Consider the following 16,971-nt stretch of genomic DNA (forward strand, 5'->3'; position numbering starts at 1 on the left):
GCGCCCCAGCGCCCTAGTACCTCGACACAGCGATAGTGACGGGCCATAACACCGCCCTGACCGCGCCTCGCTGCGTTGCCGCACCTTGAAATACGCCCGGTATTCCGGCGGCGCGGCGCCTTGCGGAGTCGCGGCCATGACGGCGTTCTGACCCATCACAATCGCTGTGTCGAGGTACTTGTGGTCAGGTCGGCCAGCGCGGCAGCACGAACGGGCGCGCCGGACGGGCGAACAAGAACCCCTGCAGCAGGTCGGCACCGAGCTGCACCAGTACGTCACGCTCGGCGATGGTCTCGACGCCCTCGGCCACGACCTTGGCGCCGAGCTCGTGGCACATCGAGATCATCGCTGCCACCAGACGCTTGCGCGAGGGGTCGCCATCGATGCTCCGCGTGAGGCCCATGTCGAGCTTCACGACCTCAGGGCGCAGGTGGAGGAAGCTGGACAGCCCGGCATAGCCAGCGCCGAGATCGTCGATCGCGATGCTGTGGCCGAAGCCCCGCAGGGTATCGACGCGCTCGGTCACGCCTTCGATGGTGTCGAGTGCTTCGCGCTCGGTGATCTCGAGCACGAGCGGCTGTCGGAAGTTCGCGAAGGGGTCCACCTTGGTGCCGGACAGCGCCGGATCCAGCAGGTCGTGGGGATGCAGGTTCAGGAAGAAGGTCCAGTCGGTGGTGGCCTCGGCGAGATCACGCTCGACGTGCTGACGGATGGTCTCGGTGAGCTGCGGCAGCCGATGCAATCGCATGGCGGCGTCGATGATCGCGCCCGGATGCGGCAGCGCGGGCTCGTCGCTGCGCAGCAGCGCCTCGTAGCCGAACACGGTGCCGTCACTGCTGAGGATTGGCTGGTACGCCATCCACAGGCCTGCGAGCGCGCGATCGAAGCTGGTGGTGAGCCCGATGCGATCGGAGCCCTCACCGACCTGCGTGCCCATGAGCGTCATGACCTCACGCTTGGCTCGCGCGAGTCGATACAGTGAAGTGGCGCGGCGCACGATGTCGACCAGCTCGCGCGTCTCGAACGGCTTGGTGATGTAGCGCAGCGCGCCGAGCTCGACCGCCGCGATCGCGCTGTGCAGATCCGGTGCGCCGGTCATGAGCACGACCGGCAGATCGAGATCGTGCTTGCGGACCTCCCGCAGGAGGTCGAGGCCGTCGCGCCCGGGCATCGCGATGTCCGACACCACGGCATCGACGCCGCCGGCTTCGACCACACGGAGGGCTTCGGCCACGCTCGCGGCAGGCACGGCTCGCATGCCGTGCCGGCCCAACGCCGTGGCGACCGCGTGCCGTAGATCCTGCTCGTCGTCGACGACGAGGACGACGCCGGTCGACGTCACTTGTTGGGCGGTGTTGCTGGGCGCCTGCATGGTTCGAGTCGCGACGGTTGTCGAGCATACCCGCTGCGCGCCGGATCTGAACCCTCGCAACGGCGGTCTTCTTCGGGCCGTGGCTGGCGGGCGCCGGTGTGACCCGGGGACTCTCCGGGGGTCGCTGCGGCCCAACGGGCACTCGCCGCTCTCGGCACCGCGGCGATGCTAGCCTGGGAGACGATGCGAACGTCGTGCGGTTGCCTGCTCGGGCTGGCCCTGTCGGCCTGTCAGTTCGATTCCAGTGGCCATGGTGACGGTGGTGTCGGTGGTTCGAGCAGCGCGACGACACTCGCGGGCACGGGCGATGGGGGATCCACCGCGGCGTCGACCGGCGACGGCGGCCACAGTGCCAGCGGGGCCAGCGGCACATCGACGGGGTCGTCGGACCCAACCGAGACCCCGACCTCGACGGCGGCGGCGAGCGACTCGAGCGGTGCAGTCGGCTCCGACTCCGGCGGCGAAGGCTCGTCGAGCAGTGGCGCGCAGCCGACGTGCAGCGGCCTGCTGTGGGTCAGCAACGTCGACGGACCCGCCGGCACCACCGACCAGTCGTTGTACGACGCGCTCTCGGCAGCTGGCCATGAGATCACCTACGCGCTCGACGATCAGGTGATCGCCGATGACGCCACTGGCTACTGCGCGGTGCTGCTCTCGGCGGTCTCCGATTCGTCGGACATCCTCGACGAGTTCGAGCTGGTCGACGTGCCCGTCGTGGTCTGGGAGTACGGGTTGTTCGACGACATGGGTTTCGGCAGCTCCGGTCTCGACGAGTCGGCGGTCGACATCGAGATCATCGCGCCCGAGCACGAGCTCGCCGCGGGGCTCGACGGCACCGTGGTGCTCTACGGCGGGGTCGGGCGCATCAACTGGGCGCAGACCACCACCGCGACCGTGATCGCGCAGCGGCCAGGCAATCCCGCCAAGGCGACCCTGCTCGCCTACGAGGTCGGCGACGTGCTCGAGGACGGCAGTCTCGCGCCCGCGCGCCGCGTGGGCCTGCCGATGTGCAACGCCGGCAGCGGCACGCTGCAGCCCGACGCGATCACGTTGTTGCTCGCCGCAGTGACGTGGGCGACGGGCTGACCCCCGCTACAGCGCGCACGCGCCGGGGACCGTGAAGGTGAGCACCGAGTTCATCGGGCCACGCTCGGCATGGAAGATGTCGAGCGTGTGGCGGGTGTCGGGCACGAGCCCGAGGTCATCGAGCCCGATGCTGTCCGAGAGATTCCCGTGACGCCCACCGAGGTCGACGGCGAGGTTGCCGTCGATGAAGATCCAGACGTCGTCGTCGCCACCGAAGTCGAGCGTCGCACCAGCTTGGGCGATGAACGGTGTGTGGACGTGGGTCGCGAAGTGATAGTTGTGCGCGAGAGTTTCGTTGCCGAAGCCTTGGTCGTCGATCGGAAAGTACTGCAGCCCCTCGAACGCGAGCAGTCCATCCGCCGCCGCGACGACACCGAGGTCCACATCCAGACGGACGTTGGCGGTGTCGTCGTCGTGGTACCACTGGAAGAACGTGCTCGCGTCGGTGATCGCGGGATCGCCGGCATAGTCGGGATCGAGCACGGGCAGGCCTTCGTCGTCCAGCGTCGGCAACAGCAGGCCCGGGAGCACGACCGAGCCGCCGAAGTCCCCCGTCATGTCGGGGTGCTCCGCCAGCAGATCGTGGACGACCGCGGGGATCGTCGCGCAGCTCATCGCGCCGGTGTCGCTGCCACCGGAGCTGCCGCTGTCACCCGAGCTCCCCGTCGCGCCCGAGCCGTCGCTGCTCGCGGTGCCGCCGTCACTCGACGCGGTCGTGTCGCTGGCGGTCGCAGAGGTCGCGGACGCCGTCGGGGCAGTCCCCGAGGTCTCGCCGCGGGTGTCGTCGCCGAACGACGCGACGTGCGTGTCGGCACCGCTGCTGCTGCTGCTGCCGGCCGGCTGGGCAGCCGCGCCGCCACACGCCGCAGCGATGGCCCCGACCAGCACCGACGCCCGCATCACAACAGCTTGGCGCGCCGCGCGAGTCGCTGTCAATCGGGCCCAGTGGCCCCAAGCGCAGCGCGGCAAGCTGCGCGCACCGAACACGTCAACGAGTTGCCGCGCCGGGTCGAACGATCCCGATCGGCACCTCGGCCCACATCGCGCGGACCTCGGGCGTGATCGCATCCTCTCCGCGCAGGAATCGCTCGACGTGACCGAGCGAGTCCTGCCCCCAGAACAACTCGCCATCGACCACGATGGTCGGCACGCCGAACACCCCGAGCTCGAGCGCCTGTGCCGTCGCATCTCGCAGGCGCGCCTTGGCCTCGGGTGTCTGCGCGTCGGCGACCAGTCGATCGCCGGGCAGTCCCCGCGCGCTCAACCAGCGGGCAAGCTCGTCGGGTCGCTCGAACCCGGGCCCGCCGTCCCAGATCGCCGCGAACACGGCGTCGATGATCGCATGTCGCTCGTCGTCGGAGCCGGGCAGGCCGGCGATCCGCAGGCCGAGCAACGGATTGAACGGATGGGAGTGCGGCGGTCGCAGGACCACACCCTGCTCGGCCGCGAGTCGAACGGCGTGCTTGAACGTGTACACCCGCTTGGGCCCGATCTCGGCCGGGCCCTTCTGGCCGTGGGCATCGAGCATCGCCGCGAACAACACTGGCGTCGCCACCAGCGTCCGGGCGTGCCGCTGCGCCAGCGCGCCGATTCGTCGCCAACCCAGGTAAGCGTAGGGCGAGATCACGTCGAACAGGAACTGCAACGCCTTCGGGTCGGCCGACTCGCTCATGGCCGATCACTCTCGCATGATCACGGCCGGTGCGCCCCATCGGCGCAGCGAACGTCGGTCGTTCGGGCGCGCGAGCACGCGGGGCGATCCTGGCCAGCCACGAATGCGCCGACTACTCGCACAGCGGCGGATCCGGCACCAACCTCAGCCGGAACGCAAAATCCCAGTACGACAGGTTCGTGTCGCACGGCGCGCCGGGAGAGCAGAAGAACGACTGCCCACCTGCGTAGGGATCGGTCAGCTCGGGCGACGCGAAGAGGTTCCAGCGCAGGCGCAGGTTCGCGTCGTCGGGGAACGGCGCCAGCATGCGCAGCCAGATGAAGTAGTCGCGATCGGGGTCCAGCTGTACCTGCGCGTCGGCGAAGTCGAAGTCGACCCACCCGAACTCGGCCGTGCCGGTCGCGGTCGCGGTCGCGACCACGGCGGCCTCGAGCATCTCGGTCGTCGCACCGACCGGGAAGAGTGGCGAGTTGCCGCCGTCGACGAGCTGCACGGTGTGGACCGTGGTCGCGATCGCCTCGTTCGCCACGTACAACGCGATGCTGTCGAGCGTGCCGCTCTGGCTGACGCGCACGCCCTGCAGGCCGCTCTGGCCGTTCGCCATCGACCAGCTGTCCCGGCAGTCGGAGTACGCACCGCCCTCGCACACGGTCAGCTGCTGGTCGAGCACGCTCGTCGGTGACGGGGGCTCGCAGGCGGTGCAGCGCAGCGAACACTCGGGGGTCGCCTCGCCGAGATCGCAGGCTTCGCCGGGCTCGGGCACGCCGTTGCCACACACCGGATCGGCGGCGCTGGTCTCATTGTCGGTGTCGGTCGACGACCCGCTCGAGTCGCCGGGTGTGCTCGTCGTCGTGGCGCTGCCAGACTCCTCGCTGCTGCTCTCGGCCGGTGCGGTCGAGGACGCGCTGCCATCGGACGATGCGTCGGCGCCGTCGGTCGTCGTCGCCGCGCGGTCGTCGGGGTCGAAGCACGCCGCAGTACCTGCGACGAGCACCAGGGCGCCAATGCGTTGGAAGTGAGTCATGGGGTCTCTCCCCCGTGAGTGGGAGGCGACCGGCGAATCCGTCCCGGCGCGGGGGCAATGGCCACGACCAGCGCCTGGCGCCCGCATCACGACAGCTGGGTGCGCCCGCGCGCGTCGCCGTCAATCGCGCCCGGTGATGCCGAGCCTGCGCGCCTGTGCAGAATCGATGCGACCCTCGGGGTCGTACTTGCGCTTGGTCTGCACGAACGACGGCAGGCGCGGATACATGCGTGCGAACTCGTCCGCGGTCGTGAACGCGTCCTTGGCGAGGTAGATGCGACCGCCGTTGGCGATGACGTAGGCGTTCAGCTCGCGGTGCAGCCGCTGCATCTGCTCCACACCGCGCAGGGGGATGTCGAGCGCGATCGACGTGCCGCGGAGCGGGAACGACAGTGGGCCTTCGCCCTGGTCGCCGCAGTCCTTGAAGACGGTCACGAACGAGGAGCCTCCGTTGCGACGAAAGATCTCGAGGAACTCGATGTAGAGCTGCGCGTCGGGCAGCACGCACGAGTACTGCGCGAAGCCGCGGCGGCCATACGCGCGGTTCCACGAGCCGATGCCGTCGAGCGGCCAGTAGAACGCCTCGGGGTGCACGACGTGCTTGCGCGGACGCGAGCCGTGCTTGGCGTACCAGGCTGCGTTCGCGATCGCGATCGTCGCGGGACCGACCAGGCCGCTGGGGAGTGAGAACGGCAGGTCGATGGTCGGCTTCACGCGCGGTGGTTGGCGCGGCGCTTCATCGGGCTCCGCCCAGCGCCCGCGACCGACGATGCCGCGACCGACCTTGCCGCCCTTGGCGGAGGTGTCGACCCACGCGACCGTCATCGGCCACGACGCGCTCGCCTCGCGCAGCGCCTCGATCACGCCGGCGAGACTGCCGATGCGTTGGGTCTCTTCGTAGATCCACGGCGAGGGCAGACGCGCCATCGTCAGCTCGACTTCGAGCACGTGACCCATCAGACCCATGCCGCCCTGCGCGGCGTAGAAGAGATCGGCGTGCTGTTCGGGGGTCGCCTCGAGCACGCGGCCGTCGCCGGTGCGGATCGACAGCGCGCGTAGGTGTCGGCCGATGCAGCCCGCGACGTGGTGGTTCTTGCCGTGGACGTCGGAGGCGACCATGCCGCCCAGGGTCACGAAGCGCGTGCCCGTCGACACCGGCGAGAAGAAATTCCGCGGCAAGAAGATCTCGCGCAGGGCCCCGAGCGAGAGCCCGGCCTCCGCGCGCAGCACCCCGGTGTGTTCGTCGAACGCGAGGATGCGATCGGCCCGCGGCGTGACCAACACCGCGCGACTTGCCTGCTCGGGCGGGAGCGCAGCGTCGCCGTAGGCGCGACCGAGGCCACGCGAGAGGATCGCGTCGCGACTCGCGGCCTCGAGGTCGTCGCTCTCGCAGGTCCGCGCGTCGATCTTGGGATGGCGCCCCCAGCCCTCGAGCCCGGCGGTGGCGCCGAGGGCCGGCGCGCGCGTCGGCAGGCGCAGCACGGCGGCGTCGCGGGGCTCACCCTCGGGTTCGCGCTTCGGCTGGTTCATGGCCGTGCTCGCCAGTGTAGCAGCATCAACCGCGCGGCTGCGGCATGCACACGCCGCCGCCCTCGATCTGCGCGTTGGTGCGGAAGGTGTTGAGCTGCTGCCACGACTTCGGCTCGTGCTGCGGGATGGTGCCGTCCTCGCGCACGTTGGTCACGTGGTACGCGTGCTGGTTCCAGATGCGACGGGCCTGAATCCACCGCTCGTCGACGTCGCGGATCACCTGCACCGGTGGCGAACCGCCGCCGAGGCCGATCGACTGGTTCGAGACCACGACGATCTCGGCCGAGCCGTCGTTGTCGACGTCGACGACGACGGGGTACTCGGTGCCGGTCAAGCTCGTGCGCGGTGACTGCAGTAGCACGTCGCCCATGTCGTCGAACACGAAGAGGTTCGCCTCGTCGGCGTACATCGCCTCGGCGCCGCCGTCTCCGAGGAAGTCGAAGGCCGTGCCGGCCGCGACGCCGCTCTGATCGGAGACCGTCGCCGACCACACGATGCTCGCGTCGGCCTCGTACACCGTGTAGTTGTTGGCGGAGCTCACGGCGAACTCGGCCTCGCCGTCGCCATCGAAGTCGTGCACGGTCGCCGGTCGGAACCATGTGAGACCGAAGCCCGAGTCACCGGTTGGCGTGAGGTTCTGGAACACGACCGCGCCATCGTGCTCGAGCATCGCCAGGCCCAACTGGTTGGTGACGAGGATCTCGGGCTCGGGATCGTCGTCGAAGTTGGCGACCTGCGGGAACCCGGGATCGATGCCGCTGTTCCACAGCAACGTGCCGTCGTGGTGGTACGCCGCGTTGCCCAGCACCAGCTCGAGATCGCCGTCGTCGTCGAGATCGGCGGCCGTGGATGCGCTGTACTGCGGCGGCGTGGTGGTGAACGCCACGAGCGCGCCGTCGTGGTCGTAGATCGAGCCGCCGGCCACGATCTCGACGTCGCCGTCGTTGTCGAGATCGGCCAGCGCCAGCGCGGCGATGTACGAGCTGCCCCACAGGTCGTTCGACTGCCACTTGAGCGAGCCATCGTGCTCGAAGGCCACCAGCGCGCCGCCCATCATCACGCTGACGATCTCCGGCAGACCGTCGCCGTCGATGTCGCCCAGCGCCGGGCAGACCGTAGGGTCGACTGCCGTGGGGATCTGGAAGTGCGAGCTGCCGGTGGCGCCGTCGAGCACGTAGATGTGCCCGGGACCGGCAAATAGATCGGCGTAGGCGACCACGACGACGTCGGGGATGTCGCAGAGATCGATCTCGCCGTCGCCGTTGTCCTCCGTGAGGTTCGCGACCAGCGGCGTGACGACCGAGTAGATGTCGCCGTTCTCGCCGTCCCACGCCCACTGCACCTCGGGTTCGAAGCTGTCGGCCGGGGCCTGCTGTGAGCAGTCACCGACCGCGTCCATGTCGTCGACGACCTTGCACGACGGTGGCTCGGTGGTGTCGACCGCGGCGTCGTGCAGCACACCGACGTCGAAGATCGTGCCGGTGTCGCTGTCGGCCTGGGTCGTCGCCGTGCTGGTACTGCCGCTCGTACCGGTACCGGTGCCGTCGCCGGAGGTCGTGCCGTTGCCGCTGCTCGAGCCGCTCGTGCTCATCGAGGCGTCGGTGGTGTTCGCGCTGGTGTTCGCGGGCGGATCACCGCCACAGCCCGCCGACACGATCGCTGTCGCGGCCGCCGCGATCGACCATCGCGCGCAGGTCTTGCCCAAGTACGTCATGCCATCCAACCCCAATCCAAGCACGGCTCCACGATGTCCGCGAAGCGCGGTGGCGTCAAGTGGATGAACGGCGGCGGCGCAGCAGCACCAGCACCAATGCGGCGGTCAACGTTCCGATGCCATCGCCGTGGCCCAGCTGGCAGGCGTCGTTGCAGTCGCCGACGCAGGGCGTGTTGCGTCGGATCTCGACGCCCGCAGCCTGCGCCACGCAGGCGTTGTCGTAGGTGTTGCCGTCCTTGCCGCACACCGGCGCGTAGTTCTGCGGGCACGCCTCGCCCGGCTGCGCGCCGGTCGAGTTGTTCTCGCCCGTCGAGCCCGAGCTGCTCCCGGCGGTGGTATCGGCGTCGTCCATCGCGTTGGTGCCCGTCAATGGTACTGCACGGCGGTGTCGGCCAGCGATGGGCCGGCGCTGTCGACCGTGAAGACGATCGTCACCGCGGCGCCGCCGTCGACCAGCGTGGCCTCGAGCGTGATCTCGAGGTTGGTCGTCAGATCGATGACCTGTGAATCGCCCATCGGCGGGTCGTCGAATACCAGGCCGCTGGAGGCGCTCTGGATCTCGATGCCGAAGCCGGTCGCGTTGATGAGGCCGCTGTCCTGCACGTCGAGCACGAGCTGCGGTGCGATACCCGAGAGCGAGGCGGCCGCGCAGGTCATCGCCGCGGGATCGAGGCCGATCGATGCCTGCGGCAGCGCGCCGGCGTCCGACAGGAACGGCGCCATGAGGGGATCACACCGGCCATCGTCGACGCCGCCGCTGCTGCTGCCGTCGGCGCTGGCCGAGCCGGTCGCGGTCGCGTCGCTGGCAGTGGTGCTGCCGTCGGCGCCGCTCGAGTCGCCGCCGCCGCTGCTGCTCGCGTCGGTCGTCGCGCCGGTCGTCATCGTGGTGTCGGTGCCGCACTGCGCCGGCTCGGTGCAGCCCTGTGCGTCATCGCCACCGCAGGCCGCCACGCACGAGACGCCGAACAGGAGCACCGCAGGGAACGAAGCCAAGCTTCTCACGCGATGGATCTTGGCTGCGTGCGGGCCGCGCCGTCAACGATGTTGGATGCGGCGCTCGGCTCGCCCCGGTGGCGGTCGCGGCGGACTTGGAGGTCGCCACGCGATGGGGCATACAGCCGGCGATGACGTCACTGCGCTGCTTCGCGATCGCGCTGATTACCCTCGCCGCCTGCGAGAAACCCAAGGCGACCGAGACCCCGACCACCCAGTCGCCCGATGGCGCGACCACGACGCCGGACGCCACCGCCGGTGATGCCACCGCCGGCGCCGGCGAGTGCAAGCCGACCGGATGCTCGGGCATCGTCTGCTCCGACGAGGAGGTCATGACGACCTGCGAGTATCGACCCGAGTACGCCTGCTACAAGACGGCGACCTGCGCTCGTCAAGACGACGGTGCGTGCGGCTGGACCAAGTCGGCCGAGCTCGACGCGTGCTTGGCCAACCCGCCGCAGGAGTAGCGCGCCGCCGACGACGGCGGACGCGTCGCGAACGCGCTCAGCCGTCGTCGCGCCAGATGCCGAAGGTGTCGCCGACGTTCGCCGGTCGCAGCAGGCCGTTCTCGAACGCACCGTCGTCGCTCTCCGGCTCGCACAGGTACACCGCGATCGCGCCCAGCGGCTGATCGGTCGCGACGCGGTGCCACGACGGCGGCAGCTCGCGCCGCTGCTGCGCCCACGACACGCCGATCTCGCCGGTGCTCGCGGCCTCGAGGATGCCGCGACCATCGTGTCGGCCGACCGACTCGATGGTCGCGATGCTGCAGTCGACGCTGCCGTGGGTCGGCGTGGTCGTGAGGCCGTGCGCGCGCAGGTGGGCGGCGACCTGCGGCGGCACGAAGTACGCGGCCGGGCGCGTGACGACGTGCTCGCCGACGAAGCGCGCGAGGTGGGGCAGGCGCACCGAGCTCGGCGCGCCCTCGAGCGTGCGGGGCGTTCGCGTGAGGATCTCGACCGGCTCCGCGTAGGCCTCGAGGCGGTAGCGCACCGCGATCTGCTCGGGTGGTCGCCGGCTGCTGGCGACGATCTCGAGCACGTCGTCGGGGTGTGATGCGACCCAGCGCAGACACTCGATCTGCCACGCCGACGCGGTCGCGACCCGCCGCTCGAAGCTGAGGTAGCTGTAGCACTCGAGCAGTAGATCGAGGCGATTGGTGAGCCCGCGGTAGTTGGAGCCGAAGCGCGGGTGGTGCGGGTAGGTCATCCAGCCCTCGCCGACCTTCGCGCCAGGATCGACCTCGCCGCCGGCATCGAGCGCGCGCTCGTCCTCGGCGAAGTTGCCATACCAGCCCGATTCGAAGCCGCGGGCGCGCACGGCCGCGATGACGTCGGGGACCATCCGTGTGCGCATGAACTCGATCGGCTCTGCACGACCGCTGGCGACGGTGTGCGGGATGTCGACCGTCATGTCGAAGCGATGCACGCTGCCGTTGGTGGCGTGGTTGTCGATCGTCAGATCCGGTGCCCATGGGATGCACACCTGCGATTGCAGCGCGCGCATCTCGGGGGCCTCCTGTCGCAGGTAGTCGCGGTTGAGGTTGATGCCGTGGCTCTGCGTGCGCGTGCCGACCACCGGGCCGATCTGGCCGCTCAGGTGGGCGAGATCGAGTCGGCGGTTGGCGGGGTCGAGCGCGTCGTTGCCATCGGGATTGAACAGCGGCACCACCAGCAACGTGACGTGGCGCAGTAGGTCCTCGAGCTCGGGCACGCGGCCGTCGAGCAGATCGCGGACCAGCGCGAGGCTGGCTTCCTTGCCCTCGACCTCGCCGGGGTGGATGCCGTCCTGCATCAGCACGATGGGGCGACCGAGTGCGCGGGCCTGTGCCGGCGTGCGCACGCCATCCTGCGACAGCACCAACAGCGGCATCGCGCGGCCGCCCGGGCTCACGCCGAAGTCGCTGACGTGCAAGCGTGCGTCGTCGCGGGCCACGAGGCCGGCGACGAAGTTCATGACGTCGGCGTGCAGCGAGGTCTCGCGGTAGCCGGTGCTCTCGGCGCGGGTCTGCAGGGTCACGGCTGGCGAGCGTACGCCGATCGATGCGGGCGTGCGATCAGGCCTGCCGTCACTGCGGCTCGCGGGGCGGCCACGCGCGCCCCGACGCGCTCACCACCGCCGAGGCGCTGGGCTTGGTGCATCAGCTCGCCGACCTCGGGGTCCGCGAGGTGACGCTCATCGGTGGCGAGGCCACTACGCCGACGAGTGCCGCGCGGGCTGCAACTTCACCGCGCAGTCCGCAGCTCGACACTCCCGGCGATTCCTTGCTAGCGTGACGCGATGAAGCTCGTGCCCTGCGAGCGCTGCGGGCGACACCTCCGCGGCGGCGAGTCGACCTGTCCGTTCTGCCGCGCGCCGCGGACCCGATCGATCCTCGCGCTGGTCGCGATGAGCTCGTCGCTGGCGTGCGCGATGGCGACCAAGTACGGCGCACCGCCCAACACGCAGCCGCCCGATGCAGATCCGGCGAGTCAGCCCGATGGCACACGTGTGCCACCGACCGCGACCGATCCCGCGCCCGGTTACGAGACCTCGCAGAGCCCCCCAACCGATGCTCCTGCGCCCACGCCCTCGCCGGATCAGAGCTCGCCGCGGTTGCGGTCGTCGTCGTAGCTCGCGGCCGTCGGATCGGGCGGCTGTGATCAGTTACGCTGGGCGGCCGTCTTCACCCCCGAAGCAGGCCCCCTCCGCGACATGACGTACCGCGATCCCAATCCCCAAGCCCTCGCGACCACCCCGCCCGACGCCGTGGTCGCGGCGACCACCGAGCACGCCTATCGCGGCCTGCGCATCCCCGGCGTGCTGATGTTGCTGCTCGGATTGCCGCTGCTGTTCGTGTTCGGCATCGGCGTGTTGATCCTGCGCGGCCTGGTGATGGTCGAACCCAACCAGAGCAAGGTCGTGCTGCTGTTCGGCCGCTACAAGGGGACCTTGCGCAGCCCCGGGTTCCACTGGATCAACCCCTTCACCTCGCGCCGCGCGATCTCGCTGCGCGTCCGCAACTTCGACAGCGCCAAGCTCAAGGTCAACGATCTGCGCGGCAACCCCATCGAGATCGGCGCGGTCGTGGTGTGGCGCGTGAAGGACACCGCGCAGGCCGTGTTCGACGTCGAGCACTACGAGTCGTACGTCGCGGTGCAGACCGAGGCGGCGATTCGCACGACCGCCGCCAAGCATCCCTACGACGCGGCCGGCCCCGGTCAGGTCTCGTTGCGCGGTGATTCCTCGGAGGTCAACGTCGAGCTGATGGCGCAGCTGCGCGAGCGTCTGTCCCATGCCGGTGTCGAGGTCATCGAGGTGCGCCTCAGCCACCTGGCGTACTCGCCCGAGATCGCCGGCGTGATGCTGCGGCGCCAGCAGGCCGAGGCCATCATCGATGCGCGTCAGCGCATCGTCGAAGGTGCGGTGACGATGGTGAAGATGGCGCTCGACAACCTCGAGGAGCAGAAGGTCGTGACCCTCGACGACTCCCGCAAGGCGGCGCTGGTCAGCAACCTGCTGGTGGTGCTGTGCTCGGAGAACGACGCCCAGCCGGTGGTCTCCGCCGGCGCGTGAGCCTCGGGCCGCACGAAGACGTACGGCGCCCCGCTCGAGGCGTCGTCACAGCGTCGGCGAGGCCTTGAGCCACTGCTCGCGGTAGGCCGGGAATCCCCGCAGTCCGTCGAGCCCGCGGCCCTGTTGGCCGGCTTCGTCGATGACGAGCTCGACGAGCGTGGCCGATGCCAGCGCTGCGAGGTCCAAGAGCCACGGCATGTGCAGCCACGCGACATCGGCCGCGGCGTGGTCCGTGTGGTCCTGCTCCGCGTAGACGTCGATGTCGACGATGTGACCGGGTCGCTCCGGCGCGAGCAGCTCCCGCGTGACGTGACTGGCGGAGAAGGAGTCCTGGGCGGCATGCAGGGCGTTGCCGAGCGCCTGCAGGTGATCCTTGCCGTGGCCACGGCTGACCGCCCGCGCGAACGAGGTCGCGTTGCGCTCGATCCAGCCGCAGGCCGCGTCGTAGGCCTGGCGATTGGTCTGCGCGCGCGTGCGCATGAAGTGGTGTCGCTGACCGCGGTCGCGCCAGTGCCCCAGCGTGATCACGTCGAGGATGTCGCGCTGCACGGCGAAGTCCGGTGGTCCCAGCTCGCGCGAGGCCATGCCGCCCTCGTCGGCGTTCGATGCCGGCGAGAACAGCTGCGACCGCACCGACGACATGCGCGCGGCACCGAGGCGATCGGACAGCAGCTCCATCGCGCGCGCCGTGATCCGCCTGTGCCCCTCGAGATCCACCAGCCTTCCCCTGATACGTCGGGGCGCCGCGGTATCGTCACACAAACCGCCGTGCGAGATCACGACGGGCCGGCCGCGCACCCGGGGATCCCCCGGGTGGCGCTGGCGCTTCGATCCCGCGCAGGCGATCAATCCCAGGGGTTGATCGCCGGCGTGCGCAGCAGCTCCTCGACGTCGTCCATCGTGAGGCTCTTGCCGGCGGTCGCATCGCGACCGAGCGCGCTCTCGGCCACGGCGCGCTTGCGCTGACCGAGCTCCACCATCTTCTGCTCGACGGTGTCCTCGACGACCATGCGGTAGACCATCACCGGCTTGTCCTGGCCGATGCGGTGGGCGCGGTCGGTGGCCTGGTCCTCGACCGCCGGGTTCCACCACGGATCGAAGTGGATCACCGTGTCGGCCTCGGTCAGCGTGATGCCGCTGCCGCCGGCCTTGAGGCTGATGATGAAGACCGGCGGGCCGCCCGGCTGCTGGAACTTGCCGACCAGCTCCTCGCGGTTCTTGGTGCCGCCGTGGAGCCACAGGTACTCGATGCCGAGCTTCTCGAGCGAGGCCGCGATGATCTTCTGCATCTCGACGAACTGTGAGAACACCAGGGTCTTGCGCCCCGAGCCGACCGCGTCGGCGATGAGCTCCTCGAAGGCGTCGAGCTTGCACGACGGCGGCACCGGCGTGCCCTCGGGCAGCCCCAGCAATTGTGGATCGCAGCAGACCTGGCGCAGGCGGGTGAGCGCGGCGAGGATCGTCATCTGCGCCTTCTCGACGCCGACCTCGTCGATGCGACCGGTGATCTCGTCCTTCGCGGCCTTCAGGATGCGATTGTACAGGCCCAGCTGCGACTTGCCGAAGTGGCAGTAGATGATCTGCTCGGTCTTGGGCGGCAGCTCGGAGGCGACGTCTTCCTTCTTGCGGCGCATCACGAACGGCCGCACGCGGGTGCGCAGCTGCTCGAGCACACGGGTGTCGCCGTCTTCGATGGGCTTGACGTAGTTCTTCTGGAAATCGGTCAGCTTGCCGAGGAAGCCCGGCGCCAGGAAGTCGAAGATCGCCCACAAGTCGATGAGGTGGTTCTCGACCGGGGTGCCCGACATCGCCAGGCGATGGTCGCTCTTGAGCTGCTTGGCGCTCTTGGCGGTGCTGGTGGTCCAATTCTTGATGTACTGCGCCTCGTCGAGGATCACGTAGCGGAAGCGGATCTTCGACAGCTCGTCGATGTCGCGGCGCAGGATCGCGTAGCTGGTGACGATGACGTCGGTCTTCTTGAGCAGGCGCGCGTTCTCCATGCGCTCGGGGCCGTGCCACACCAGCAGCGACAGCGTCGGAGCCCACTTCGCAACCTCCTGCTTCCACACCAGCAGCACCGAGGTCGGGCACACGATGAGCGTGGGGGCGTTGCCCTCTTCTTCCTTGGCCTTGGTCAGCAGCGCGATCGCCTGCACGGTCTTGCCCAGACCCATGTCGTCGGCGAGCACGCCGGTCATGCGGTTCTCGTGCAGCTGCCACAGCCACGCGAAGCCCGACTTCTGGTACTCGCGCAGCTTGGCGTTGAGCGCCTTGGCCTTGCGCGGGGCCTTGCCCGTGCGATCGCCGGTCATGCCCGCCAGCAGCGTCTTGACCTCCTTGGCGACCTCGGCGGTCGGGACCTCGGTCAAGAGCCGCGACAGCGTGCCGAGCTCGAGGGTCGAGACCTCGGCCTTGCCGTCCTTGTCGAACTGCATGTCGCCGGTGGCCTCGGCGACCGGCTGCAGGATCTTCGGGTCGAGCTTGACGACGCTGCCGTCGGCGAGCGTGACCCAGCGGCGGCCTTCGTGCAGCCAGCGCAGCAGATCGCGGAACGAGATGAGATCGGTGTCGCCCTCGATGTCGACGATGGCCTCGACGTCGAGCACCGAGCCGTCGCCACCCGAGACCGACACCCGCGGGGTCGGTGACTTCGAGCGGATCTTCGGCAGCTTGGGCACCCGCCGCTCCCACGACTCGGGCAGCAGCGGCACGCCGGCGATGAGGAACTCGATCGCGGCGTCGCCGGTGGCGATGAACGCGTCGTCGGAGGTCTGCCACTCGAGCTTGAGGTCGACGAGGGTCTTGCGCGCGGCGGCCTCGCCGTCGAGGTCGCGGTAGAAGGTTACCGATTGTCCGCCAGCGGTCATCGAGTAGCGCGCGCTCTCGGGGTCGTCACCCGCGATGCCGATCGTGACCAGGCCGTAGCGTGCCGCCAGCTGTACCTTCACGCGGTTGGCGTCGCCCTCGATGGTGACGACGATCTGGTCGATCGAGCGCGCGTCGCTGGCGAGCGCGAAGAGATCGGCCCGCGGCACGCCGACGGTCTGCAGGCGCTCGGACAGGGAGTCCATCGCGGTCGCGTCGACCCGCGCGTCCATCACGATGCGCGGCTGCCTGCCGATGGCCTCGAGCACCCACGGCGGGGTGTCGAGCACGAGGAAGAGCTCGCAGCTCTCGGGCACCAGGAACCACGTCGGCGCGCCGTTGATGACACGACCCTTGTCGACCTCGAAGGTCCGCGTGGTCGGCACGTGCTCGAGGTACGCGTGCAGGTCGATGTTGTTGTCCTTGCGCGGCTCGGCGCGCACGCGCAGCACCAGCGGCTCGGGCACGAACTTGAGCTTGCCGACGCCCTTGAGGCTGACGTTGGCGTTGCGCGCGAAGTACAACAGGCCCGCGAGTGCGGCGTCGTCGAGCTCGTGCGCGCCGTCGTCGCTGCGATCGACCTCCTGCGCGAGGAAGTGCCGGATCATGCGGTCGGCCGGGGCCAGGCCCTCACGGCCCTTGTTGCGCCGCAGGTCGGCCGCGACCCCGCCCTGGAACGCCTGCACCAGCCATGTGGTCGTGCGTTGCGTGATGGTGTAGCGCTGGCCGCCCCCATCGCTGCCGACGTCGCTGATCCACGGGTTCTGCGTGGTCGTGATCTCGCCGCCCGACTGGTACTGCTGGCGCAGTGACAACCCCAACGCGACCGCGTGGTGGCAGACGCGCTCCCAGCCGTCGGTGAAGGTCGGACACGAACAGTTCGCGCCGAGCCGGCCGGCGCCCTCGAGCTTGATCGAGGTCGAGTGCGGCAACGGGCTGGAGCCGCGCACGCGGCCCGTGACGGCGTCACCCGCGAACACGATGTCCGAGACGCCCTTGGCGTCGAACAGGTCGCGGCCGGCCTTGAAGGCCTTCGGGCTGGTGATCTTGGCGAGCGCATCCGGCTCGACGAGCGGAAGAAACGTTTCGATTTGTGTCACGACGAAACCGGGGTTTCTGTCTGGCGCGAGGGCATCTCGCCCGCGAGCGCACGCGTGTGT

Annotated in this window: 16 protein-coding genes; 5 read left to right on the plus strand and 11 right to left on the minus strand. The window is 69.6% G+C overall.

Translation table 11 applies throughout. From position 1 onward, the window contains the following. Window positions 1-184: 184 nt before the first annotated feature. Complete coding sequence (locus IPH07_37835) at window positions 185-1,432, minus strand: EAL domain-containing protein (GenBank protein ID MBK6923212.1); 1,248 nt, start codon at window positions 1,430-1,432, stop codon at window positions 185-187. Between the two features lie 123 nt (window positions 1,433-1,555). On the opposite strand from IPH07_37835, the gene IPH07_37840 reads away from it, so the two are divergent. Beyond that, window positions 1,556-2,458 carry a hypothetical protein gene (locus IPH07_37840; GenBank protein MBK6923213.1) on the plus strand — a complete coding sequence of 301 codons (903 nt, stop codon included), beginning with the start codon at window positions 1,556-1,558 and terminating at the stop codon, window positions 2,456-2,458. Window positions 2,459-2,464: 6 nt separating this feature from the next. On the opposite strand, the gene IPH07_37845 is transcribed toward IPH07_37840, so the two are convergent. The 7 genes from IPH07_37845 to IPH07_37875 all read right to left on the minus strand — a co-directional run bounded on the left by IPH07_37845 (window position 2,465) and on the right by IPH07_37875 (window position 9,400). Further along, complete coding sequence (locus IPH07_37845) at window positions 2,465-3,358, minus strand: fibro-slime domain-containing protein (GenBank protein ID MBK6923214.1); 894 nt, start codon at window positions 3,356-3,358, stop codon at window positions 2,465-2,467. An 88-nt stretch (window positions 3,359-3,446) separates the two neighbouring features. Continuing rightward, window positions 3,447-4,130 carry a 2-hydroxychromene-2-carboxylate isomerase gene (locus IPH07_37850; protein MBK6923215.1) on the minus strand — a complete coding sequence of 228 codons (684 nt, stop codon included), beginning with the start codon at window positions 4,128-4,130 and terminating at the stop codon, window positions 3,447-3,449. Between the two features lie 112 nt (window positions 4,131-4,242). Continuing rightward, a complete protein-coding gene (locus IPH07_37855; GenBank protein ID MBK6923216.1) occupies window positions 4,243-5,154 on the minus strand; it encodes a hypothetical protein in 912 nt (303 codons plus the stop codon). 120 nt (window positions 5,155-5,274) lie between these two features. After that, window positions 5,275-6,684 carry an FAD-binding oxidoreductase gene (locus IPH07_37860; GenBank protein MBK6923217.1) on the minus strand — a complete coding sequence of 470 codons (1,410 nt, stop codon included), beginning with the start codon at window positions 6,682-6,684 and terminating at the stop codon, window positions 5,275-5,277. Window positions 6,685-6,709: 25 nt separating this feature from the next. Continuing rightward, window positions 6,710-8,398 carry a VCBS repeat-containing protein gene (locus IPH07_37865; GenBank protein MBK6923218.1) on the minus strand — a complete coding sequence of 563 codons (1,689 nt, stop codon included), beginning with the start codon at window positions 8,396-8,398 and terminating at the stop codon, window positions 6,710-6,712. 55 nt (window positions 8,399-8,453) lie between these two features. Then, window positions 8,454-8,750, minus strand: a complete 297-nt coding sequence (locus tag IPH07_37870) for a hypothetical protein (protein ID MBK6923219.1) — start codon at window positions 8,748-8,750, stop codon at window positions 8,454-8,456. Between the two features lie 14 nt (window positions 8,751-8,764). Next, window positions 8,765-9,400, minus strand: a complete 636-nt coding sequence (locus tag IPH07_37875) for a hypothetical protein (protein MBK6923220.1) — start codon at window positions 9,398-9,400, stop codon at window positions 8,765-8,767. A gap of 122 nt (window positions 9,401-9,522) precedes the next feature. Here IPH07_37875 and IPH07_37880 point away from each other — a divergent pair, with 122 nt between their 5' ends. Further along, window positions 9,523-9,858, plus strand: a complete 336-nt coding sequence (locus IPH07_37880; protein MBK6923221.1) for a hypothetical protein — start codon at window positions 9,523-9,525, stop codon at window positions 9,856-9,858. Window positions 9,859-9,895: 37 nt separating this feature from the next. Here IPH07_37880 and IPH07_37885 read toward each other — a convergent pair whose 3' ends face one another. Then, window positions 9,896-11,347, minus strand: a complete 1,452-nt coding sequence (locus tag IPH07_37885) for a M14 family metallopeptidase (GenBank protein MBK6923222.1) — start codon at window positions 11,345-11,347, stop codon at window positions 9,896-9,898. An 86-nt stretch (window positions 11,348-11,433) separates the two neighbouring features. On the opposite strand from IPH07_37885, the gene IPH07_37890 reads away from it, so the two are divergent. The 3 genes from IPH07_37890 to IPH07_37900 all read left to right on the plus strand — a co-directional run bounded on the left by IPH07_37890 (window position 11,434) and on the right by IPH07_37900 (window position 12,946). After that, entirely contained in the window at window positions 11,434-11,667 is a 234-nt protein-coding gene (locus tag IPH07_37890) for a hypothetical protein (GenBank protein ID MBK6923223.1), read from the plus strand. 4 nt (window positions 11,668-11,671) lie between these two features. Then, window positions 11,672-12,004, plus strand: coding sequence for a hypothetical protein (locus IPH07_37895; protein MBK6923224.1), 333 nt, complete (start codon window positions 11,672-11,674; stop codon window positions 12,002-12,004). 81 nt (window positions 12,005-12,085) lie between these two features. Then, window positions 12,086-12,946, plus strand: coding sequence for an SPFH domain-containing protein (locus tag IPH07_37900; GenBank protein MBK6923225.1), 861 nt, complete (start codon window positions 12,086-12,088; stop codon window positions 12,944-12,946). A gap of 45 nt (window positions 12,947-12,991) precedes the next feature. Here the strand turns inward: IPH07_37900 and IPH07_37905 are convergent, their stop codons facing one another. After that, window positions 12,992-13,663, minus strand: a complete 672-nt coding sequence (locus IPH07_37905) for a hypothetical protein (GenBank protein MBK6923226.1) — start codon at window positions 13,661-13,663, stop codon at window positions 12,992-12,994. Window positions 13,664-13,791: 128 nt separating this feature from the next. Next, window positions 13,792-16,911, minus strand: a complete 3,120-nt coding sequence (locus tag IPH07_37910) for a DEAD/DEAH box helicase family protein (protein ID MBK6923227.1) — start codon at window positions 16,909-16,911, stop codon at window positions 13,792-13,794. Window positions 16,912-16,971 lie beyond the last annotated feature (60 nt).

The organism is Deltaproteobacteria bacterium, from assembly GCA_016709225.1.
Lineage (GTDB): Bacteria > Myxococcota_A > Polyangia > Nannocystales > Nannocystaceae > Xiheibacterium > Xiheibacterium phototrophicum.